This window comes from Sphingobacterium anhuiense (assembly GCF_042686355.1).
GTDB classification, from domain to species: domain Bacteria; phylum Bacteroidota; class Bacteroidia; order Sphingobacteriales; family Sphingobacteriaceae; genus Sphingobacterium; species Sphingobacterium anhuiense.
Genome location: NZ_JBHUPE010000007.1, coordinates 18,359 through 41,626, shown reverse-complemented (window position 1 = coordinate 41,626; position 23,268 = coordinate 18,359). Strand labels below are relative to the sequence as shown.

The 23,268-nt window shown below is 37.2% G+C and carries 17 protein-coding genes; 6 read left to right on the top strand and 11 right to left on the bottom strand.

Translation table 11 applies throughout. From position 1 onward, the window contains the following. Positions 1-212: 212 nt before the first annotated feature. A complete protein-coding gene (locus ACFS6I_RS16975; protein WP_380922351.1) occupies positions 213-1,433 on the top strand; it encodes a hypothetical protein in 1,221 nt (406 codons plus the stop codon). Positions 1,434-1,493: 60 nt separating this feature from the next. On the opposite strand, the gene lipB is transcribed toward ACFS6I_RS16975, so the two are convergent. The 11 genes from lipB to ACFS6I_RS16920 all read right to left on the bottom strand — a co-directional run bounded on the left by lipB (position 1,494) and on the right by ACFS6I_RS16920 (position 14,470). Next, positions 1,494-2,192 (bottom strand): lipoyl(octanoyl) transferase LipB, encoded by a 699-nt coding sequence (lipB, locus tag ACFS6I_RS16970; RefSeq protein WP_380922349.1) that lies wholly within the window; start codon positions 2,190-2,192, stop codon positions 1,494-1,496. Positions 2,193-2,304: 112 nt separating this feature from the next. After that, the gene (gene hflX, locus ACFS6I_RS16965) at positions 2,305-3,492 is read right to left on the bottom strand and encodes a GTPase HflX (protein ID WP_021191965.1); all 1,188 of its coding nucleotides are present in this window, start codon (positions 3,490-3,492) and stop codon (positions 2,305-2,307) included. Between the two features lie 226 nt (positions 3,493-3,718). Then, the gene (gene recG, locus ACFS6I_RS16960) at positions 3,719-5,824 is read right to left on the bottom strand and encodes an ATP-dependent DNA helicase RecG (RefSeq protein WP_380922347.1); all 2,106 of its coding nucleotides are present in this window, start codon (positions 5,822-5,824) and stop codon (positions 3,719-3,721) included. A gap of 98 nt (positions 5,825-5,922) precedes the next feature. Then, on the bottom strand, positions 5,923-6,246 hold the full coding sequence (locus ACFS6I_RS16955; protein WP_380922345.1) for a helix-turn-helix domain-containing protein: 324 nt from the start codon (positions 6,244-6,246) through the stop codon (positions 5,923-5,925). Between the two features lie 76 nt (positions 6,247-6,322). Then, a complete protein-coding gene (locus tag ACFS6I_RS16950; RefSeq protein ID WP_380922343.1) occupies positions 6,323-7,990 on the bottom strand; it encodes a RagB/SusD family nutrient uptake outer membrane protein in 1,668 nt (555 codons plus the stop codon). Positions 7,991-8,000: 10 nt separating this feature from the next. Beyond that, a complete protein-coding gene (locus ACFS6I_RS16945; protein ID WP_380922341.1) occupies positions 8,001-11,060 on the bottom strand; it encodes a SusC/RagA family TonB-linked outer membrane protein in 3,060 nt (1,019 codons plus the stop codon). 445 nt (positions 11,061-11,505) lie between these two features. Further along, the gene (locus ACFS6I_RS16940; RefSeq protein WP_380922339.1) at positions 11,506-12,225 is read right to left on the bottom strand and encodes a hypothetical protein; all 720 of its coding nucleotides are present in this window, start codon (positions 12,223-12,225) and stop codon (positions 11,506-11,508) included. An 18-nt stretch (positions 12,226-12,243) separates the two neighbouring features. Further along, the gene (locus ACFS6I_RS16935) at positions 12,244-12,951 is read right to left on the bottom strand and encodes a hypothetical protein (RefSeq protein WP_380922337.1); all 708 of its coding nucleotides are present in this window, start codon (positions 12,949-12,951) and stop codon (positions 12,244-12,246) included. A 64-nt stretch (positions 12,952-13,015) separates the two neighbouring features. Further along, complete coding sequence (locus ACFS6I_RS16930; RefSeq protein WP_380922335.1) at positions 13,016-13,942, bottom strand: EamA family transporter; 927 nt, start codon at positions 13,940-13,942, stop codon at positions 13,016-13,018. Further along, complete coding sequence (locus ACFS6I_RS16925; protein ID WP_132840927.1) at positions 13,942-14,328, bottom strand: RidA family protein; 387 nt, start codon at positions 14,326-14,328, stop codon at positions 13,942-13,944. The genes ACFS6I_RS16930 and ACFS6I_RS16925 overlap by 1 nt, the downstream gene beginning before the upstream one ends. 10 nt (positions 14,329-14,338) lie before the next feature. Continuing rightward, entirely contained in the window at positions 14,339-14,470 is a 132-nt protein-coding gene (locus ACFS6I_RS16920) for a DUF6728 family protein (protein WP_310437834.1), read from the bottom strand. A 68-nt stretch (positions 14,471-14,538) separates the two neighbouring features. Between ACFS6I_RS16920 and nagA the strand changes: the two genes are divergently transcribed. From nagA to ACFS6I_RS16895, 5 genes are all read left to right on the top strand, one after another. Further along, positions 14,539-15,651 (top strand): N-acetylglucosamine-6-phosphate deacetylase, encoded by a 1,113-nt coding sequence (nagA, locus tag ACFS6I_RS16915; RefSeq protein WP_380922332.1) that lies wholly within the window; start codon positions 14,539-14,541, stop codon positions 15,649-15,651. A gap of 69 nt (positions 15,652-15,720) precedes the next feature. Continuing rightward, positions 15,721-17,328: a glycoside hydrolase family 10 protein gene (locus ACFS6I_RS16910; protein WP_380922330.1), complete on the top strand. Its 1,608-nt coding sequence runs from the start codon at positions 15,721-15,723 to the stop codon at positions 17,326-17,328. A gap of 164 nt (positions 17,329-17,492) precedes the next feature. Further along, the gene (locus ACFS6I_RS16905) at positions 17,493-18,041 is read left to right on the top strand and encodes an acyl-CoA thioesterase (protein ID WP_132840933.1); all 549 of its coding nucleotides are present in this window, start codon (positions 17,493-17,495) and stop codon (positions 18,039-18,041) included. Positions 18,042-18,284: 243 nt separating this feature from the next. Then, entirely contained in the window at positions 18,285-21,446 is a 3,162-nt protein-coding gene (locus tag ACFS6I_RS16900) for a SusC/RagA family TonB-linked outer membrane protein (RefSeq protein ID WP_380922327.1), read from the top strand. 12 nt (positions 21,447-21,458) lie between these two features. Then, complete coding sequence (locus ACFS6I_RS16895) at positions 21,459-23,228, top strand: SusD/RagB family nutrient-binding outer membrane lipoprotein (RefSeq protein ID WP_315401563.1); 1,770 nt, start codon at positions 21,459-21,461, stop codon at positions 23,226-23,228. The last annotated feature ends 40 nt before the right edge of the window (positions 23,229-23,268 follow it).

Here is a 23,268-nt window from a genome sequence, read left to right as displayed (position 1 = left end):
GTATCATTGAACCTAGTTCTATAAATTAGGCCAATATTGACTCAAGAAAATTTGTATAGTACAATATTTCGTTATTATAATTTTAAAAAAAATAACGGATTCAAGTGATTTTATTGCCGTGGTTTTCGTTTATTTTTGTCTCATGGAGGTAAACTGTCGAATAGAAGAATTATCATTGCTAAGATCTTTTAATAATTAATAATACCATATTTATGTTGGGAAGACTATATCGTTTGTTTGCTGTGTTACTTTGTTTTACAACACTTGATACTGTTGCTCAATCGGCCGGTGATCGTCCTGTTTACACTTCAGAATGGGGGCATCTCTATAGAACCGAAAATAACAAAATGGATCTGCTGGGGATATTTCCGACGGAAGCTCCTGTATATGTTTTGGACTCTACAAAAACACAATATAAGGTGCAGGTGAGTAATGGGGATATTGGGTTTATAATGAAGCAACCTCTCCAACGGGCAATGTTTGGTAAGCGATCAGCGGGTGAGCCTACGCAATATTTCTATCGGGGTACACAAGGAAGCCAGTGCCCTCATTTTTTTGTTCAGGTATCGGAATTACGGGTGCGTAAAGCTCCAGATGTTTCAAGCACTGCAGTAAGAAGAGCAAGACTCAATGAGCTGGTCTGTATCGATTACTTTCCGCTCTACACGGACGGTTGGGTATATGTGGGTGATCACTTTCATGAGAGACCGGAATTTATTCAGGCAAAATTTCTAGGTGCGGAATTGACCTATGATAAAGTGTTAAAAGAATATCTCAAAGTAAAAGGTAAGGATCAAAAACAGGAAATTTTATGGGTAGGAAGACTCAGGGAAATTGCCTGGACCGATGATAAAAAATTAAAACAGGCATTGACATTTTGGAAAGAGTCATTTGAAAATGCTGGATTACAGGACCCGAAAGTTGATATTGATTTTGAATTGTATCTGGCAGATCGGTTTCAAGTTCGTCCGGCATTCGATGTGGTGGAGAAGCAGGTGACATCTTTACGGATGCATTTCGATTGGAAGGGGTTGCTTCTTTATGATGGGAAGATAACAGAAAGTCAGATGAAGCAACTTCAGATGCAAAAAGTATCGGTTATTCCGGATATGCCCGAATGCGGTTGGGAACCTGTATATTATTATCGATCTGATAATAATATCGTGGCATTTGAAGAAAATGTCAAGGGAAAAGTTTTTGGGTCCGTATATCAGGTTACCCTCAGCAATGAGCTAGCCTTGTGGATGGGAGAGGAGCGAATCGATATGAATTATGATGAAAAGGAATTTGTGAAACATTTTGGACATCTGGTTTCGACCGACTGGATCGGTCCCCCGCATGTTTATCGAATCCCCGATGGTGACGCAGGCCTATTTATGATCACTTTTGAAAATGGAAAAGCCGTCCGTTATGAATGTATGTTTTATTGTTAGAAAAGTCAATTAAAGATAAAATAAAAAAGGACCTGCAGCTTTTGTAAGTCCTTTTTTATTTTAAACCAGTTCCATGGCGAAGAGATTGGCGATATGCCCCTTTAGCTTATCTTTTACCTCGTCAATATTGGGTTTATAGCCCAGTTCTCGCTCCATAGAGGTAACGTCTTTGTCGTCTATACCACAAGGTACAATATTTCCAAAATAACTTAGATCGGCATTTACATTGAATGCAAATCCATGCATGGTTACCCATCGGCTTGCGCGGACACCCATCGCGCAGATTTTCCGTGCCTTTTCGTTGTCCCCATCGATCCATACACCCGTAAAACTTGGGTATCTTCCTGCCTGAATTCCATAATCATTTAGGGTTAGGATGATCGCCTCTTCTAACGTGCGTAGATAAAGATGAATATCGGTAAAGAAATTATCTAAATCCAGAATTGGGTATCCAACAATCTGACCAGGACCATGATAGGTAATATCACCGCCACGGTTGATCTTATAGTAGGTTGCTTCTTTCTCTTCGAGCGCTTTTTCATCCAATAAAAGATGTTCAGGTTTCCCAGATTTCCCTAAGGTATATACATGAGGGTGCTCGTTGAAAATTAAAAAGTTTTCCGTTGGAACTTCTGTGCTGTTAACCCGGTTTTCATGTTTTACAGCTAAGGTTTTATTAAAAATCTCTTCTTGTCTATCCCAGGCTTCTTGATAATCTACCAAGCCCCAATCGATAAAGGTTACTTTTTTATTTTGCATAGTGATGTGGCTATATGCGTTTTAGCCCAGTTTGAAATGATTAAAGCACGCTTGATTTTACATCGGGTATACCCTGTCATTCAAGCGTACTTTAAGTACTTATAAATTCGGATTAGTAAAGCAAATTATTATAAGGATATCTTTCACGGTGAATTTCCACAATGATATCGTATAATTTTTGTTTAAATTCCTCTAAGTTTGTTTTATTTGTAGCTGAAATGAAGATTGCTGGATCAGCATTCTTGGCCATCCAGCTGTTTTCAAAATCTTCTAATGTTACTGTTTTTTCACCTTCTTCACCCTCTTCAACTGTCGGTACATAAGCATCAATTTTATTGAATACCGTAATGATTGGTTTATCTAAAGCTCCAATATCTTTCAATGTCTCATTAACAGCGATAATATGATCTTCAAAATTTGGGTGTGAAATATCGACCGCATGAATCAATACATCCGCTTCGCGGACCTCGTCTAATGTTGATTTAAAACATTCAACTAAATGATGGGGAAGTTTACGGATAAAACCTACAGTATCGGATAATAAGAAGGGTAAATTATCAATCACTACTTTACGAACGGTTGTATCTAATGTTGCAAATAATTTGTTTTCAATCAAAACGTCCGATTTTGAAATCATGTTCATGATGGTTGATTTCCCGACATTGGTATAGCCGACTAAAGCAACACGTATCATTTCACCCCGATTTTTACGTTGTGTTTCGTTCTGTTTGTCAATCAGGTCAAGACGTTCTTTTAAAACAGTTATTTTATTTAAAATAATACGTCTATCAGTTTCAATCTGACTTTCACCAGGACCACGCATACCGATACCACCACGTTGGCGTTCCAAGTGGGTCCATAATCTTGTCAACCTGGGTAATAAATACTGTAATTGTGCTAATTCAACTTGTGTTTTTGCTTGCGCACTTTTAGCGTGGCTTGCAAAAATATCTAAAATTAAATTTGATCTGTCTAATATTTTAACTTGAAGCTCACGTTCGATATTACGTAATTGAGAAGGAGATAATTCATCATCAAAAACGACCATATCAATTTCTTCTGCGATTACAAAAGCTTTAATATCTTCCAATTTTCCTGCCCCTACATAGGTGGAGCGATCTGGATAAGTTAATTTTTGCGTGATAATACCTTTTGTTATCCCGCCTGCAGTTTGAACTAAAAATTCTAATTCTTCAAGATACTCGTGTGCTTTTTCCTCGCTTAATCCCTGAGGAATTACACTCACGAGTAAAGCTGTTTCCGGTCTTACTGCGGTGTCGTATATTTTGATTTTTGCCATTGTTTTCTATTCTAATTTTGTATTGCTTATTAAGATTTTGCATGAGTAGGCCAAGGGGCACTGCAAAAAGACGTGAAAATGATGTGACGTCATAGCACGATGACTCAATAATAATACAAAGATAATCGTTTTTAGTTTAATTGTTTTATGCCAAAAGCGGATCCTATAATTTTATTAAAGAAGCTTACAGACTAATGCATAATGGAATAGGAGGGAGATAAGTACTTTATGAGATCTTATCCCATGCAATACCGTCCGTTTTTCTAGCGAGGTATTGTCTGAGTGATGCATGACGTTCTTCTGTCATTTCTGGATCTTCCTTGAAGATATCAATAACAGAATTACGGGCTTCTGACAGAAGCTGTTGGTCTGTTGCAAGGTTGGCCAGTTTTAATTCCAGTACACCAGATTGCTGCGTACCTGAAATATCGCCCGGACCACGAAGTTCTAAATCAACTTCTGCGATTTCGAATCCATCATTTGTTCGTACCATTGTATTCAATCGCAACTTCCCTTCCTTGCTTAATTTATTACTTGACATTAAGATACAGAACGATTGCTCTGCACCACGGCCAACCCGTCCTCTCAACTGATGGAGCTGTGATAAACCAAATCGTTCCGAGTTTTCAATAATCATGACAGAAGCATTGGGAACATTAACACCGACTTCAATTACGGTTGTTGCAACCATAATCTGGGTTTCATGTTTCACAAAACGTTGCATCTCAAAATCCTTATCTTTGACAGGCATCTTGCCATGGACAATACTGATCTTAAATTCAGGAAGCGGAAATTCACGTTGGATATTTTCTAGACCTGCTTCTAGGTATAATAAGTCTAGTTTCTCACTTTCCTTGATCAGTGGAAATACAACATACACCTGTCTCCCCTTAGCTATTTCTTCACGGATAAGACCAAACATGCGCAATCTGGAGCTCTCGAAAAAATGAACTGTCTTAATCGGTTTTCTTCCCGCAGGGAGTTCGTCGATAACCGAAATGTCCAAATCGCCATACATAGTCATTGCCAAAGTACGCGGAATAGGGGTAGCGGTCATCACGAGCATATGTGGTGGAATGCTATTTTTACGCCAAAGTTTAGCGCGCTGTTCAACTCCAAACCGGTGTTGTTCGTCAATAACAACAAAACCTAAATTCTTAAATTTGACTTTGTCTTCAATTAAGGCATGGGTTCCTATCAGGATATCCAACGAACCATTTTCCAATTCTTCATGTATGATACGGCGTTGCTTAGTACTCGTAGAGCCTGTTAACAATTTAATATTGCAGATATCCTCTCCCAGTAACTCTTTTAGCCCCGTATAATGTTGGGTTGCTAATATTTCTGTTGGAGCCATCATGCAAGCTTGAAAGCCGTTGTCTATGGCCAAAAGCATAGTTAAAAGTGCAACCACTGTTTTCCCGGATCCCACATCGCCCTGCACCAAACGATTCATTTGTGCGCCGGTAACAGTATCCTGTCTGATCTCTTTGACGACACGTTTCTGTGCATTGGTCAACGGAAAAGGAATTCGTTCTTTGAAAAAGGTATTGAATTTGTCCCCGACTTTAGAGAAAATCTGTCCCCTGAATTTTTTAGTATTGAGCTGTTTATTTTTTAGTAATTTGAGCTGAATATAAAATAATTCTTCAAATTTGATACGTTTGATAGCCTGTGTCAGTTCCTCTTGGCTCTGTGGAAAATGAATAGCAACAGTGGCTCTGGCTTGGTCCATCAATTGATGCTTGGCCAATAAATAAGCTGGTAGCTGTTCAGTGAGTTGACGAAATACGGTTTCTAAAGCCGTCTGCTGTAATTTTTGAATCCCTTTACTGTCCAAGTTGAATTTCTTCAGTTTCTCAGTGGAGGAGTAGACAGGTTGCAAAGTCATATTACCCAAGTTTTTTACTTGAGCTTGATAAGGTTCCATTTCGGGATGTGTGATCGATATCTGTCCGTTAAATACAGATGGTTTCCCATAGAGCACATAAGCGGAACCTACTTTTAATGATTTTTGTAACCAGGTGATCGATTGGAACCACACCAGTTCGATGCTCCCTGTTTCATCTTTGAATTGGCCAACCAAACGTTTTGCTCTTTTTTCACCAACTTCTTTAAGCCCAATAAGTCTCCCTAATACTTGGGCCGAATACATATCGGCATCGAGTTGTCTTATTTTATGAAATACGGTACGGTCAATATAGCGAAAAGGGTAATAGCTGAGCAGGTCACCAATGGTGAAAATCTGTAATTCTTTTTTAATTACATCAGCTTTCTGAGGGCCTACGCCTTTCAGATATTCTATTGGGGTTATTAAAGATAAATCAGCCATTCTTCTACTTTGCTAATTTAAGGATTTTACTTAAAAATTTAGCAAAATAGTATAGATGATTGCTAAAGTTGTCGTACCTGCTAATTAAAAAGGAGTATTTAGTACGGTGATGTGGTATCAGATATTTTTCCCAATAATAATAAAAAAGGCTGCCCTTTATGCAGTGCCCCCAAAATATTGGACAATTCTTCTCGGATTGCGGTAAGGACAGAAAGCTTAAAAGAAGCACTAAAGTGTCTTTCCCCTTTCCTGGGAAGTAGCCCCGATTCCCCCTGATACTTATATATTTTGTACCAGGTCTCAAACAAAGAATACGTAATCCCGAATTCTTCTCCCAAAGACTTTGCAGAACGATAATGCTCATCCATTTGTCTAACACAGCTCAACTTAAATTCAAAACTGTGCTTGTTTTTCTTATTCATAAAAATGCCCCCAGAAAGTGTCTAACTTTTTGGGGGCACTGCAAAAGACAGCCTTTTAAATGAGATAAGATCTTGACTAAAAATTTCCTTTATTTACATCCCACCATAGACGTGTACCACCGTTATCAGCACCACCAAGTAATGAAATGGCATTCTGTACCTCAGCTGCATTCGTGTTGTACTCATTTTGCGGAAATGGTAAACGGCGGATCTGAATCTTAGTGTCAATAAGACCCGCGCTATTATTAACCGCAACAGGGAATAATTTTGGATATCCGGTTCTACGGAACTCACTCCAGGCTTCTTGTCCTTCCGGGAAGATCGCTAACCATTTTTGTGTAATAATACGTTCCAATTTTTCTTCATTAGAGGCAGCATCATTCCATTGAATAGTTAAGGTAGTTGGTGCATCTGCATTATTGCTTGCATTGAATGGATCAACGTAAGCAGCAGCTTTACTCGTGTTGTCTTGTAAATATGCCGATAAACCGCTTACGCCCCATTGTGCAAAAGAGGTTTCAACACCTTTTTCATAAAGTGATTTTGCTGTTCCACCAACATTTGCCCAACCTCTCAATGCGCCTTCAGCACGTAAAAAATAGACTTCAGCAGCCGTCATTAAAATTGGGGCAGTGGTTGCCGTGAATGAAGGTGTACTTCCTCCTGTATTAAGCGCTGACAACATCTGGTATTTGTCTTTTTCAATACCTGCTGCACCTGTACGGATACCAATGTATTTGCCCGCGAAGCCGGTTGTCTGTTTGTCAACTGGTACTGGCTCCATATATTTGGAAATACGTGGATCGCCGTAACCTGTCATGTATGACTGTAAAGAAGCATTCATTCGGGTATCTGCCCAATTCTTTGAAATAAACCAAAGGGGATTGCTGAATGTACCGTCTGTAGGAACCTTCACTTTGAAGTTTTCACTATTCGCTTCAATAACGCCACCATTTGCTGGATCTAACGCTTTCTCTGCTTGTACTTTTGCTAGTTGAGGGTCAACTTTTACAATACGCACAGCAAGACGCAAGCGAAGTGAGTTAGCTAATTTTAACCAGTTCTTAAAACGTGTTTGGTTATCCAAATTCGGATAAACTAAATCGATCTCTTCAATTTTGTCGGTCATTGGACTTTGGGCATTAAATGACTTTAAAGCCTCAGTCGCTTCATCTAATTCTTTGAAAAAAGCAGTGTAAAGATCAGCTTGCTTATCATAAGGAATATCTCCAGATGTGCCTACTTTGCTATATGGAATAGGTCCGTAAATATCAGTTACGCGATTAGCAGCTGCTACCTTAATTACTTTTGCGGCTCCGCCAAGTGCTGGATAGTTTTTATCCAATCCATTTTTTTGTAGTTTATCAATAGATTTGATCACATCAAGGTAAAGCACTTTAAAGGGTTCACCATTCCAGCCATTTACCATAGCGTAATTCAGGTTATTTTGACCGCTATTGAAAGGTGTAGGGGACATGAAATAACCAGAGAATACGTCGGCATTCAGATTTTGTTGAAGTTGATATGAATTTGGATCACCACCTCCGGAAAAATTGTAAATGGCCATCTGTGCTGTTTTGAAGAATAGTACCAAATCTTTTCCATCGGCAGCTAAATCTTCATCTGTCAAGCCGTTGTTGTTTTTGTTGTATTCTTCGAAGTCTTTTGTACAGCTGCTCATGGCACTTCCAAGTACCACAAAAGCTAACATCAACTTAGTTATATTTTTGAAATTGTATTTCATCGTTGTTTTATTAAAAAGTTGCATTCAAAGTAAGACCATAATTACGAGTTGGAGGCATCATGAAGATATCGACTCCACTTAATGTATTGCCGGTAGACATGGTCACTTCAGGATCAAAAGGTGCTTTCTTAGTAAAGTAGAATAGATTTCTTCCGACTGCCGAAACGCGTAGCTTTTTAAAGAAACTATCATTAAGATTAAAGTCATAGCCTAGCACTAATTCGCGTAGTCGAACAACTGTTCCGTCATAAATATATTGACTGCTTACAGGTCCCATACCACCAACGGTTGTATACCATTTCTCTGCTGCAACATTTGTTACTTCAGCACCAGCAGCTGTAACGCCATTAATTGTTACACCTCCATTAGCACGGGCATCTCCACTTGCTTTTGAAACACCATAACCGTCAAGAAGCGCCTGTGTTATGGACATCACTTCGTAATCAAACTTGCCGTCGATCAAGAAACTTAAGTTGAAGTTTTTGTAACTAAAGCTATTGTTCAATCCCATCTGCCAAATAGGATTTGAGTTTCCTAATTTAGTATAGTTAGAATTTTTTTGAGGGGTACCATCTGCCGAGACTAGGATACGGCCTTGATCATCACGTGCAAAATCTTGACCATAAATGTCACCAAAAGAACCCCCTACTTCAAATTTGGAAGCGTAATTGTTACGACCATCTCCAGTTAATGCAAATTCTTTAATGCGATCATCTAATTTGATAATCTTGTTTTTATTATAGGTGAAGTTTAAACTTGTTGTCCAGGTAAAATTGTCGTTCTTAATGGCATCTAATGAAACTAATGCTTCAACCCCTTGATTTTGGATATCTCCAGCATTGATAGCATATTGATCATACAATGATGCTTGACTTGCTGCAATTTTGAAAAATTGATTCTTCGTGTTTGTCTTATAGTAGGTTACATCTACGTTTAAACGGTTGTTCCACATGCGCCATTCAGTACCAATCTCTAATGAATGGGTTTTTTCTGGTTTAAGACCTTTCAGAAAAGCGATGTCATTGAGGTTGATAACACCATAAGCATTCAGATTATTGGTTAATAAGGTGGTGTAAGGAGGTAAATCATTACCAACAATAGCATATGATCCTCTGATTTTGGCCATATTGACAAAATCAGGCATATTCAATTTGTCGTTCAAAACAACACCTAAACCTACTGATGGATAAAAGAATGAATTTGATTCTGTGAAAGCAAGTGTACTTGACCAATCATTACGAGCAGTTAAATCAAGATATAACCATTGATCGTATGATAGATTAGCACTGGCAAAAACAGATTGCAGTTGTCTTCTGTTATTTGATAAACCTGTCGGAGTAGGTGTAGTCGAATTCTGAATGATAAACTGATTTGGATATTGCAGACCTGCTGTTCCGCTGGTGTAATCTACTCCTTCAGTCTTCCAGTCTGTAATACTTGTTCCCACGACACCGGTAATCTGAAGCTTATCGTTCACATTGAAGTTCATGTTAGCGATTAGATCACCATATTGTTGTGTGATGGTTGTATTCGTGTAATTATAGCCGCCATTTGGTCTAGCTAAAATATTTTGAGTACCTGCATATATTTTTCGATCCCAAACTTCACTCGTCCGATCTACACTTCCACGTGCTTGAACATTAATCCATGGTGCAATTTGATATTTGGCACTTCCATTTAATAATAAACGGTTTCTTTTTGAACTGTTCTGGTTTCTGTTTACGATCCACCATGGGTTTTGTTGGGTTGTAGGATCGTCGGATAAAGTAAACCAGTTCTGATCATAAAGATTACGGCTTGGATTAAATTTCTCAAAATCTTTGTAAGGTGAAATATCAATGCTACGAGGCAATAAATAAAGCCCTACTAAAGGATTATAATAAAAACCAGATGTCGGTGCATTATCCAATTTTTGGGTAATATAATTGGCACTTCCTTCAACCGTTAATTTGTCATCAAAGAATTTAGCACTTTCTTTCAGATTGAAATTGTGACGGGTCATGTCATTATTTGGCGTGATTCCTTTTGCTAAGGTGTTCGCGTAAGAAAAATAAGTTTGATTTTTCTCGTTTCCGCCTGATAATGTCAATGAATTTGTAAAATTACTACCTGTTCTTAAGAACTTGTCAACATTATTAAAATTAGCTTGATCGCTTTTCTCTCCCCAACTGGATACACTTGTCGCACTAGATTTTCCACCCGATCCTTGTCCATATTGATTTTGAAATTCGGGTAAAGATGTTGCTTGTTCGATTTGTGCACTGGAAGAGAAATTGACGGTTGTACGTCCTCCTTTTCCAGACTTTGTTGTAATCAGAATAACACCGTTTGCCGCTTGGCTACCATATAAAGCCGCAGCAGATGCTCCTTTTAGTACAGAGATATTTTCCACATCTTCTGGATTGATCATAGCAATTGGATCTCCGGGATCGCGTTGGCCACCAAATACGTTATCAGGCTGCGTTCCTAATGTCTGATTATTAATGGGAACACCATCAACAACATATAATACCTGATTGTTACCTGATGCAGATTTATTACCTCTGAGGACAACTTTAGCAGAACCGCCTGGTCCTGACGAACTTGATGCAATATTAACACCTGCAACTTTACCATTTAGATTGTTGGCTAAATTGGTGCTTTTTACACGATTCAGTTCATCTCCTTTAAGTTGTTGGGTCGAATAAGTTAAGGATTTTTGAGAACGGCTAATTCCTAGTGCTGTAACGACTACACTTTCTAATTGCTGTGTCTGCGGTACAAGACTCACGTTGATAGTGGTTTCATTTGGCCCTAATGTAACAGTTTTGGTTTCGTAACCAATCACACTAATGCTCAAAATACGATTCTTATCGTCAACGTTAATTTGAAAAACACCATTAGCATCCGTAGAACTAGCTTTAGAAGTACCTAGAACTTTAATGGTTGCTCCAGCTATTGCGGCTTTAGATTGACTGTCCACAATAGTACCCTTTACTTGATTGTTTTGGGCATGGAGTAAAGAAGCTGAAAAAAGCATTGTCGGAACAATACCCAGTATCTTTAATGTAGTTTGTAATTTACTATTCATTCAGTAATATGTGTTATGATCTAATTATGTCTTTACACATTTCATAAGAATAGATTTATTGTAAATGGCTAATTCAATTTAGCACATTGGTCAGTAGATGTCTCATATTGAAGATAGGTAGGATACGCAATTTCGTAAATGTGAATAAATATCAATACAAGGTAAAAATAAGAAGGATTCTTATTCTAGGAATCTAATGTACTACTGTTCTATAAAATTTAAAAGAGTTTTATAACATATGTGATACATTTTAACACTTGTTTCCTATAAGTGGTTATTTATCAGGTTGTTTTATTTCAATGTTTTTTACAGGGAAATTAAGTTTTGTATCATAATTTGTTTTAATCTCAAAAAATATATGTTCAGACGTAGAGAGGGAGATCAAAAAAAATCGGCCAATACTTTAAGAGCTTAGCCGATTTTAAAAATACTGCTGTTTGTTTTATTATTCTGAGAGCTCAACAACGGGTTTGTTATTGACGCATTTTACTCCTTTGGGATATGTATATTTTCCTGTCGAACAATTCGGCTTTTCACGTTCTATGATATTCTTTTTTAAGGAATTGTAAAGTGCAATATCTTTCATGATTTCCGGACGTTCTGCTGTTCTAATATATGCTATATGTTCAACTCCACAGTCTTTTAAGCGTATTGTCGTACCCCAGTTTTCGGTTCCGCTACAAATAAGATTATTCAGGTATTTGTCGATCTTTATTTTTAAAGGGGCAATACGTATTTTACTTTCTGATAAGCTTAAATCTTTTATGTATAGTAATTTGGATTTTCCGTTTTCGCAGGAAAGTTGAGTAGGTTCACTATTAAACAAAATATACTCCTCACAGGGTTCGTAAATAATTCCTTCTTTGATACCGGCATTGACTTCGTTGGATCTAAGTGCTAAATATTCCTCCCATAGTTTGTTGAATTGTGATTTGAAACGTTTATGCACAGGAAAATAAACATGCCCACACCAAAAGTTGTTGACTTTCTCAATGTTCCAGTCTGTCAGATCTCCACATTTTTCTGAAGCAATAAGTTTATCAATTTCGGTTTTCTTTTCTTCAGCTTTAGCAGACCATTGTTCAGAGGTAAAATCGTCTTTTTTGCAAGCACTAAAAAGTAACAGAAATAGAAACAAATAGCTGAGTAGTTTTATAAATTTCATATCGAGTAAGTATAAAGTCTAAAAGACTAAAATCGGTTTATTATTTTCACATCGCACGGATTTGGGGGCGGGGGCACTATTCGGAGTACAATTTTGTAGTTCTTTATCTAATTGGGTTAGATGAAAATATAAGGTATTATATTCTGTAAGAATTATATAAAATCCATTACGATATGTTTGATCAGCAATAGTCGGAATCCATATCTGGGAGCAATCTTTTTTTATACCAGTAATTATCCAATCGCCTGCTGCTGTGCATGGTTTATCTTTAAAGTAATTTTGCAGTGTTTCACTTCTTTCGTTTAAAGCCGCTCGTGTCTGTTCGATATTGAAATCTTCGACAGTTTTTACCTTTGCAAATCCATTCTGACATATAATCCCGAAATGCACAGGCATATGTAGATATGCAAGGTTTAGGTATGGTCGATCATCGGCTTTCATTGCTTCTGTTAATAGTTTTGTATGTTCGGTTTTTAGAAGATCATATTGTTTTTTTATTGTAGGGGAAACAGGTAAGTAACCTTTAACATTAGGATTTAATAATAAGGTATCAACATATGATTTGCTGATTTCTTCACACGAAATACGCTGTGTCAGCAAGTTCATTTCTTGATATTTTTCTGATGCTTTTTTATAAAGTTCTTCATAAGAAGGATGATCTTTTTGACACGACGATATTATCGTGAGCACTAAAAAAGAAAGTGTAAAAAATCGATAGATTTTCATTGCATTAAGGTTACATGGTTAATATTAGTTTATTAGCATGTAAACGTAACTAACGAAGGTTGTGCTACATGTATTTTTTCCTTTTAAAGAGAAATTTTATTTTATCAGAATTGAAGATCAGAATGGCAATGAAAATAAGACCATATGCCCAAAATTTGTAAGGATCTACCTGCTCCCGAAAGTAAGTAATAGCGAGTGCGAATGCAATGATGGGATTAATGTACAACATGATTCCCAATGTGGAAGAAGATATTTTCTTTAATGCATACATGCTCGAGAAGAGCGGTATGATTGTGAACAATAGTGCTATTGTTAAAGTAACAGTCCAAAATGTGCTGTCTTGAGGTATTGGACTTTGATCAATTAGCATTTGGGGGATAATAAATAATGTACAGATGGCAAGTTGGATCGCCAACATATTGAGCTTGTCAAACCCTTGTATAATACGCTGTAATACCAAATAAAAGGCATAGAGTGCGCCTATGGTTAGGGACCATAGTACTTCTGTAAGTGATCCGGTTGCCAACATGAGCACGCCAGTACTAGCAACAAACAATGATAGCTTTTGGGCTATATTTAGATTTTCTTTTAAAATTAAATAGCCTGCTGCAGTAGTGATTAATGGACATAGGATGTAAGCAAAAGCACCGGCCTGCACACTGATGCTATTAATGCAGTAGATATATGTATACCAGTTTGCAAATAAAAATATAGCAGAAATAACGGTAAGACAGATAATTTTAATTCTTTTCTCCCTGGACAACTGCCAAAAATGATTATAATCAGCTTTAAGGTCCGCTTTTCTGAAAAGAATATTGAACAGCCAAAGAAGTGAAACCGCTAATATGATGCGGTAATGGAGAATATCCTCGGCTGACCAATTTTTTAATAAGCGTATAGGGACTGCCATAAACCCCCAGATTAAAGGGCCTAAAAAAGCCGCTAAGAAATACTTTCCGCGGCCTTCAGTATCTTGTTGTACGTTTGTCATTAATCTTTCCAAGCAATCACGGAGATTTCTACGTTTACATTTTTAGGAAGAGTCTTTACAGCAACACATTCACGTGCAGGCTGTACGGTCGTGAAGTATTGGGCATACACTTCATTTACAGTAGCAAAGTCATCCATACTGCTTAAGAAAATTGATGCTTTAACAACATCTTCAAATCCATAACCTGCATTTTTTAAGATAGCATCAACATTCTTTAACACTTGATGTGCCTCATCTGCAACTCCTGTTGTGATTAATTCCATAGTTTCAGGAATTAAAGGAATTTGTCCAGAAACGTATAATGTTTTGTCAGCTTTTATAGCTTGGTTGTAAGGACCAATTGCGGCTGGTGCTTTTTCGGTATTTAAAATAATTTTTTGAGACATATGATGGTATTTAGGATGCAAAGAAAAACTTGTAAATCAGCGCCAGAATGAAAACGATGATCGCTATAGCATTGATAATATGCATAGCTTTTAGATTGCCGTTCGTTGGGCGATTGGGGTCTTTTTTTCTAAAAAAGTACATGGAACTAAGTTACGCTAGTAAATTGATAATCGCAATGATTATCTTTAAACAATCAAAAATAAAAGATAATGAATAAACTCGCTTTAGTTGGTGGAAGAATTTTTTCAGATTATAATCTTATTGAAGATAGAACATTGCTTATTGAAAACGGAGAGATTACTGGAATAGTAGAGCCTAATCAAGTTCCAGCTGATTTTGAACAGATTGTTGTTAATGGAGCTAATATTTGTGCAGGTCTCATTGATTTACAGCTGTATGGCGACGGTGACGATTTATTTTCGGCGCATTTGACTTCAGCATCTTTACAGCGCATTTCTGATCGTTTGGTTCGAAAAGGAACGACTTCATATATGATGACTTTAGCGACAAATACGTTTGAAGTTTTTCAAGAAGCAATTCAGGTTGCTGACAATTTTAAACATGATGCATTATTGGGATTGCACCTTGAAGGGCCATTTTTGAATGTGAAGAAGAGAGGGGCTCACCCGGCTGATCTAATTGTAAAAGCAACAAAAGAAAATATTAAGGAATTGCTTGGCGAGCACAATACTGTTGTGAAAATGATGACCATTGCTCCAGAATGTATGGATGATGATGTTCTTGAGTACCTAAAATCGTATGAACTTTTATTAAGTGCAGGACATAGTGATGCAACCTTTAATGAAGGCACTAAAGGTTTTGATCTGGGGATTCCCACAAGTACCCACCTATTTAATGCGATGTCTTCTTTACATCATCGGGAGGTTGGTATGGTAGGAGCTATTTTCAATCATCCAACAGCATGTTCGAGTATAATTACAGATGGACATCACGTCAGTTTCGAGGCAGTTAAAGTGGCTAAAAAACAAATGGGCGAACGATTGTTTTTGATATCAGATGCAGTTGCTGCTTGTACACAAGGAATCTATCAACATGTGTTGAATGACGGTTATTATTCACTGCCCGACGGAACGATTTCGGGAGGAGCCATTTCTCTATTTGAATCGGTTAGAAATATAGTGCAACAGATTGGTGTTCCATTGGACGAGGCGATACGGATGGGAACTACTTATCCAGCAAGATTGCTAAAGCGTACAGATATTGGAAATCTGAATATAGGAAGTATAGCTAATGTGATCATATTTACTTCTGATTTTGAACTTCAAGATGTTCTGGTTAAAGGAAAGTTAATATCGCACTAGTGCTGTTGATACAAAATCATAATCCGTACATTTGTAACTTATTTTGAAATTATTCTTTAACATTTTTTAATGAAACATCACTTATTAATACTTTCAGTTGCTTTATTCTTATTTTCATGCTCTTCCAAAAAGAATAGAAAAACAGAAGAGGTAAAAACCACACCTGCAGTAATTGTACAGCATCCTGATAAAAAGGATAAACCGCAACGTGAAAAAGTTAACATTAATATACAGGAGAAAAAGGTTGAAGCACCAAAAGAAATTGCCGTGGAGCTTCCTGAAGTGCAACGTGAATTTCGTGCTGCATGGATCGCATCTGTCGCGAATATAAATTGGCCAAGTAAAAACTTTTTATCTACGGATGAACAAAAACAGGAAGCGATCCAAATTTTAGAATTTTTGAAAGCAAATAATTTCAATGCTGCAATTTTTCAGGTTCGCCCCTCATCGGATGCGATGTATAAGAGTGATCTCGAGCCCTGGTCATATTTTTTAACAGGAGAACAAGGAAAAGCTCCTTTTCCATATTATGATCCCTTGGAGTTTTGGGTTGAAGAGGCACATAAGCGGGGGATTGAATTACATGTTTGGTTAAATCCTTATCGTGCTCACCATACTTCTGGCGGTAAGTTGACAGAGGCATCTATGGCTAAAAAAATGCCCAATTCCGTTGTCCGTTTGAAGCAGGGATGGTATTGGTTTGATCCGTCAAAACAATCTACTCAAGACCATGCTGCACGTGTAGTAATGGATATTGTAAAACGTTATAACATTGACGGAGTACATTTTGATGATTATTTTTATCCTTATGCGGAATATAATGGAGGGCAGGATTTTCCGGATAATGACAGTTGGAATGATTACAAAAAGAATGGTGGTACATTGGCTCGTGCAGATTGGCGTAGAAATAGTGTAAACACATTCATTGAACGGATCTATAAAGAAATAAAAGCTGAAAAGAATTTTGTGAAATTTGGTATTAGTCCTTTTGGGATCTGGAAACCAGGTTATCCGGCCGGTATTCAGGGGTCTAGTCAATATGATCAATTATATGCAGATGCAAAATTGTGGCTGAATAAAGGTTGGGTAGATTATTATACGCCACAATTGTATTGGCCTATACAGCCGGCTAAACAAAGTTTTACAACTTTGTTGAAATGGTGGGAGAGCGAAAATACAATGCATAGACACCTTTGGCCGGGTATCAATACCGTGGGGAAACGTACAGCAGAATATTCAACTGAAATTGTAAACCAAATTGCAGCGATGCGTAATATCGTGCCAGATAGTAAAGGTATTGTTCATTGGAGCTTAGCTGGCTTAATTAAAAACCCTACGATGACAAGAGCAATTTTTGAAGGTCCTTACCAAAATAAAGTATTGATACCTAGAACGCCTTGGTTGAATGCAAATCCGATGCTGAAGCCAACTTTGTTGTTGACCGCAGAAAAAGATTTTGTTTTTGCAAAGTGGCAACATAAACAAGTAGATCAAGTTTATCACTGGATACTTTACTGCAATTATGGTGGTGAGTGGTCATATGAGATTTTTGATCCTTCGGTTACTGCCAAGCAACTTGCAAAAAGTAAGAATGGTAAAAAGTTACAATATGTGGCAGTAAAAGCAGTGGATCGTCTGAGTAATGAGAGTCCATATATGGCGGAAAGGATTAAGTAATTTAAAATAAATCTATAAAAAGGGATATCTAAAAAGGTATCCCTTTTTTTGTTCTGGGAATTTGTGTTTTGATGTGGTAGCGTACATTATAGTCTCGGTGTATTAATTACATTGCTTGATAACAAGCGATTTGGAGTTCGTATTTATCTGAAGTATATTTAGATATGGAAGATACTTATAAAAAAGCTGGTGAATCTGTTATACGGATATCTCAGTTGATGTTACCCTCTAACGCCAACTTTGGCGGAAAGATTCATGGCGGCTATATTTTGTCATTGATGGATCAAATTGCTTTTGCAGTTGCCTCCAAGTTTTCCGGAAATTATTGTGTGACAGCGTCCGTTGGAAAAGTGGACTTTCTAAAGCCTATTGAAGTAGGGGAGTTGGTAACACTTATCGCTTCGGTCAATTATGTAGGAAATAGTTCGATGGAAGTTGGAATTCGTGTTGAATCGATGAATATTCAATCTGGTGAGACAAAACACTGCAACTCATCATATTTTACAATGATTGCAAAAAATGCTGAAGGAAAATCTGTTCGTGTTCCGCGACTTATATTGGAAAGTGAAAAGGAGATCTTTCGGTTTTATAAAAGTGTGATTAAAATAGAAATTGAAAAGGAAAGAGAGCGGGCTACCCTCGATTTGGAATTTGACTCTCAAGAACAACAGGAATATATCAAACAACATTACGATGTGAAAATAAATTTGTGATGATGGTGATAATAATTTAGTGGTGCGGTCTTTTGCATATTGTTTTTTTTGTTTTTAAGGTTTATCAATCGATTGTATGGTAACTTAATGATTTTCAAGTGTGTTTTATGGCATTTTTTGAAAATAATTACGCATAATCTTGCAAAGCTTAGAACCTTTTTATACTATTGTAGAGTAATTCGTATAAACCTGTCGGGATCGAAACATCCGATATAAACAATTGCTACTAACTAAATTATTATCATGAATAAAAAATTACTCTTATTCTGTTCGGGAGTGATGTTATCTACCAGCTTGTGGGCACAAACGAAAACTATTTCGGGGAAAGTGACCAATGCATCTGATGGGACATCCATGTCGAATGTGACTGTAAGCATCAAAGGCAAAGCAGTAAGTACGCAGACCAATCCAGATGGAAGTTTTACCATTAAAGCAGATCCTGGAGATGTGCTTATTTTTAGCACTATTGGTTCCAAACCATTGCAACAGACTGTTGGCTCAAGCTCTACCGTCAATATTGCCCTTTCCAACAGTGAAGAAGCATTGACCGAGGTAGTTGTAACTGCTATGGGGATAAAGAAGGAGAAAAAAGCTTTAGGTTATGCTGTTCAGGATATTAAGGCCGACGAGCTGATGAAGAATAAAACTGCAAATGTAATTAACTCCTTAGCGGGTAAAATTGCTGGGGTTAATGTTACACAATCATCTGGTGCTGCGGGTGCAGGAGCACAAATTATTTTAAGAGGAGGTACTTCTTTAGAACGTGATAATCAACCGTTATTTGTCGTGGATGGTGTTATTTATGACAACTCAACGGTGATTGGTGGTAATAGTGCTTTTGATGGAGCTCAAGCAACTTCAACTTCGAATAGCAATCGTGTTATGGATGTAAATCCGGAAGATATTGAGAATGTTTCAGTTTTGAAAGGTCCTGCAGCCGCGGCTTTATATGGATCAAGAGCAGCGGCCGGTGCAATTATTATCACAACAAAAAAAGGAAAAGATGGAAGTACTGAAATTGGTTTTTCAAGTCGTGCTTCTACTAACTGGGTGAATAGATTACCAGAACAACAGAGTAAATACAAAAGAGGTATCTATAACACGCAAGGACTATTAGATAATAATACAACAAAATCCTGGGGAGAAAGATTTGGAGATAGTGATATTATGTATAATAATATTGAAGACTTTTTCCAGAACTCAACAATCTTTGATAATTCAGTGAATTTATCGGGTGGTAATAAAAATGGTTCATTCTATTTGTCGGGTTCCCGATTTGATCAAAAGGGTATTATCCCGAATACAAGCTTTGATAAAACAACATTTCGATTTAATGGTGATCAAAAATTTGGCAAGTTAACAGTTGGTGCAAATGTTGCCTATTCACTGTCAAATACCGATAAAACATTGACCTCTGCAGGGTTGTGGGGTTCTGGAGGCTCAGGAGCATTGGAATCACTCTATGGCTGGTCTCGAAGTGAGAATATGAAAAAATATCTCAATGATGACGGGACAAAGTATCGGTTATTTGCAGGTTTACAGCCATTAGAAGATGATGTTGAAAATCCTTATTGGACGATCAATAAAAACAAACTTGGTGATAATACTGAGCGATTTACCGGTAGTATTAATGCGACAATGCCAATTTTTGATTGGTGGAATGTTTCTTACCGTGTAGGAACAGATAGTTATTTGACCAAAAATTCAACAACTTTAGCCGCTGGTGGTGCTGTTAAACCATTGTGGCAAGATGGGATGATGTCTGAAAGCGATTATAAATTTAATTATTGGTCGTCAAATTTAATGTCGGATTTCAATAAAAGAGTAGGTGATTTTGACTTAGGCGCTCTAATAGGTTTCTTTTCAGAACAGACAAAAACGAATAACAACCAAAAAATGGGTTATCGTTTACAAGTTGAAGATTTTTATAGTTTCGAAAATATTGAGGCGGCAAATAAACAATTTCGTGTAACAAATGCTAAGAAACGTTTATTCGGTGTGTATGGCGAGTTACGTGCTTCTTATAAAAACATGCTTTACTTAAATGTAACAGGAAGGAACGATTGGACGTCAACATTGCCGGTTGCAAATCAATCCTATTTTTATCCATCAGTCGGCGGAAGTTTTGTTTTTACAGAGTTGTTAAAGGATAAGGGTTTAGACTGGTTGAACTTTGGTAAGTTACGTGCCTCTTACGCACGCGTAGGTAAAGATGCAAATCCATACGTAACCAATACTTACTTGTGGCGACCAATATCCCATCTCGGAGATATTGTTGGAGTTGGGAATAATTGGCAAAAAGGAAACCCATATTTAAAGCCAGAAACAACAGGTTCTTTTGAGGTAGGAGCTGAATTACGATTCTTTAACGGACGATTGGGTATCGACTACGCTTATTATACAAATAATTCTTATAATCAGATTCTTTCTCCCCGTCTAGGTCAATCTACGGGTTACATTTTTGTCTCTGTTAATGGTGGAGATATTTATAATAAAGGGATGGAGTTGTCATTAACAGGTAAACCGATTGTTAAGAAGGATTTTATTTGGGAAACAACATTAAATATGTCTAGAAATAAAGGAACTGTTGATAATTTATTGGCAGGAGTTGATATTCTATATGTAACTGATGTACAGGTGGGAAATGCAAAAGCAGCATCATTTAATGGTGGTAATTTTATGGGAATATCTGGATCTCGATGGACACGCACATCTAATGGTCAAGTTGTTTTAGATGCAAATACGGGTATGCCTGTTAGTGATAATCTGGCTACATATAATATTGGTAATCGTGAACCAAAATTGACAGGTGGTTTTAATAATAGTTTGACATATAAAAATTTCAATTTATCATTCTTATTGGATTTTAGAATCGGAGGAGATGTTTATAATGGAACCGATTATGCAATGACATTAAATGGTACGAGTAAGCGATCAGAAGATCGGGATCAATTGATTTTGAGTGGTGCCGTACGTAATGGAGGCACAGATTTAGAGCCAATTTATAATGATAAAACATTTACTTTTTTAGCCGATGAATTTTATGATATTAAGGGTGTAAGGACAAGCGGAAAAAGTATAATTCGAGATTATTGGAGTGATTACTACGCTCGTGAAAGTGCAAATTTCATGACCAAAACTAATTGGTTAAGATTGAGAACTATTTCTATGTCATATAACTTTTCAAATGGGGTTCTTAAGAATGCAGGTATTTCAAATGTTGTAAAGGGCTTAACGGCAACGCTGACGGGAACCAACCTGTGGTTATTGACCAATTATAAAGGTTTGGATCCTGAAACTTCCGCAGCGGGTTCTGGAGTAGTAGGATCAAGTTCCGTAGGTATTGATTATAATGGTGTGCCAAGTACAGCTGGAATTATGTTTGGATTAAACTTTAAATTTTAAGATTGAAAGCTCATGAATAAATATAGAAAAATATTAACATTACTACTGGTTTTAGCACTATCATCTTGTAGTAAAAAATGGTTGGATATTAACGTCGACCCCAATACACCATCTAGTACTGTTGCTTCAGTTAAAAGTCGATTGGCCTGGATTCAACATTATTATTTATATGCTCAGGGGACTGCTGGGACAAGAGCAAATTTTATAACACAACAATTGACTTTTGTAAGCAGTGCGGCGCAACAAAGTATGACTGCTGGCTGGAATCCAATTGCAGGAATGTCAACAACACCATATCAATTCTTTTTTGTAGGTGCTGGTTCAAATTTTCAAGATATGGAAGCTAAAGCTACTGCAGAAGGTGCCTATCATTATTTGGGGGCTACTAAAGCTATTCGTGCAATGGGATTTATGCTAATGACGGATTGGTACGGTGAAATGCCATATACTGAGGCATTAAGTGAAGTTATCACGCCCAAGTTTGACGGAGGAAAAACCATATTTGAGGGGTGTTTAGCAGATATCGATCAAGCGATTGAATATTTTAAAATGCAACAGCCAAGTACAGCCACTCCACTATCAGAAGGCGATAGCTGGAATGGTGGAGATGTAAATAAATGGTTGAAGATGTGTTATGGCTTAAAAGCGCGATGGCTGAATAACCTATCTAAGAAATCAAGCCTTTATAAACCGGATGACATATTGTTAGCTTTAGATAATGCTCCTTTGTCGATTGGTGAAGGAACAACGGTGTCTCATATTGATGATCCGACCGATAATCTTGGCGATATTTTATTTGCAGATCCTGTAAAAACTTCTATTGTATTTAATAATGCAGGGATGAATACAAATACACTGGTTACGAAATGGTACGAAGATATCTTGACTAATTTTGATCAAAAGGGTGTTGAGGATCCAAGAGCGGATAAACTTCTTCCTTGGGCAGAATACGGTATTCCAAAGAAATTTATTCGTAGCAAAGGGGTGGATATGCAATCAACAATTCGTATGAATGCAGGGCCATTGACATCTTCATACAATGACGGAAATACGCCGATTATTAATAATAATCGTACAATTGCACCACATACATGGTATGTAAATTCAGCTAATAATGCGCGCTGGGGAGATACTGTTTATGTTTCAATTAAAAGTAGTTCAAAAGGATATAATAATGATGTTTCGGATATATTTAGATGGAAAGATGGTACCGTGGCTGCTTCTGGGACATTTTATTCTCGACCAGATGCGCCAACGCATTTGTTAGGGTATCCTGAGATGTGCTTTATCAAAGCGGAGGTATTATTTAATAAAGGAGATAAAGGAGGTGCATTTGAAGCATACAAATCAGGAATCAAGGGGCATATTGATTTAATGAATATGAAGTTAAATACTTACGGTAATATAAACCCGAGCAAGTCTCCAATGACAGATGCTAAAATTGACAATTTCTTGAATAATGGTATTGGTACCGCGGCCAATATTACTTTAGCCAAAATCATGATTCAAAAATCAATAGCCTTGTCATTTTCACAACAAAACTGGAATGATATGAGAAGGTATGATTTTAGTAATTTGGTTTACCCAGGGTGGTCTGTGCCGTATGAATATACTGTGACAGCCGCTGCGCAGATTAAAATTCCTTTAGGAAAGCAATTTAGAAGAGTGCGTCAGGTTTCGCATGAAATAAATTATAATGCAGAAAATTTGAGAGCATCACATCCAAATGCATTGAGTGATGATATTTGGTCATTCCCTGTGTGGTGGGATATAAAAGAATAATCTATATTTGAAAGCCGCGTTTTGTTGCGGCTTTCTTTTC

Coding starts and splice junctions, on each gene's coding strand:
- ACFS6I_RS16975 (WP_380922351.1), top strand. CDS start 213: ATGTTGGGAAGACTATATCGTTTGTTTGCTGTGTTACTTTGTTTTACA.
- lipB (WP_380922349.1), bottom strand. CDS start 2,192: ATGCAAAATAAAAAAGTAACCTTTATCGATTGGGGCTTGGTAGATTAT.
- hflX (WP_021191965.1), bottom strand. CDS start 3,492: ATGGCAAAAATCAAAATATACGACACCGCAGTAAGACCGGAAACAGCT.
- recG (WP_380922347.1), bottom strand. CDS start 5,824: ATGGCTGATTTATCTTTAATAACCCCAATAGAATATCTGAAAGGCGTA.
- ACFS6I_RS16955 (WP_380922345.1), bottom strand. CDS start 6,246: ATGAATAAGAAAAACAAGCACAGTTTTGAATTTAAGTTGAGCTGTGTT.
- ACFS6I_RS16950 (WP_380922343.1), bottom strand. CDS start 7,990: ATGAAATACAATTTCAAAAATATAACTAAGTTGATGTTAGCTTTTGTG.
- ACFS6I_RS16945 (WP_380922341.1), bottom strand. CDS start 11,060: ATGAATAGTAAATTACAAACTACATTAAAGATACTGGGTATTGTTCCG.
- ACFS6I_RS16940 (WP_380922339.1), bottom strand. CDS start 12,225: ATGAAATTTATAAAACTACTCAGCTATTTGTTTCTATTTCTGTTACTT.
- ACFS6I_RS16935 (WP_380922337.1), bottom strand. CDS start 12,951: ATGAAAATCTATCGATTTTTTACACTTTCTTTTTTAGTGCTCACGATA.
- ACFS6I_RS16930 (WP_380922335.1), bottom strand. CDS start 13,942: ATGACAAACGTACAACAAGATACTGAAGGCCGCGGAAAGTATTTCTTA.
- ACFS6I_RS16925 (WP_132840927.1), bottom strand. CDS start 14,328: ATGTCTCAAAAAATTATTTTAAATACCGAAAAAGCACCAGCCGCAATT.
- ACFS6I_RS16920 (WP_310437834.1), bottom strand. CDS start 14,470: ATGTACTTTTTTAGAAAAAAAGACCCCAATCGCCCAACGAACGGCAAT.
- nagA (WP_380922332.1), top strand. CDS start 14,539: ATGAATAAACTCGCTTTAGTTGGTGGAAGAATTTTTTCAGATTATAAT.
- ACFS6I_RS16910 (WP_380922330.1), top strand. CDS start 15,721: ATGAAACATCACTTATTAATACTTTCAGTTGCTTTATTCTTATTTTCA.
- ACFS6I_RS16905 (WP_132840933.1), top strand. CDS start 17,493: ATGGAAGATACTTATAAAAAAGCTGGTGAATCTGTTATACGGATATCT.
- ACFS6I_RS16900 (WP_380922327.1), top strand. CDS start 18,285: ATGAATAAAAAATTACTCTTATTCTGTTCGGGAGTGATGTTATCTACC.
- ACFS6I_RS16895 (WP_315401563.1), top strand. CDS start 21,459: ATGAATAAATATAGAAAAATATTAACATTACTACTGGTTTTAGCACTA.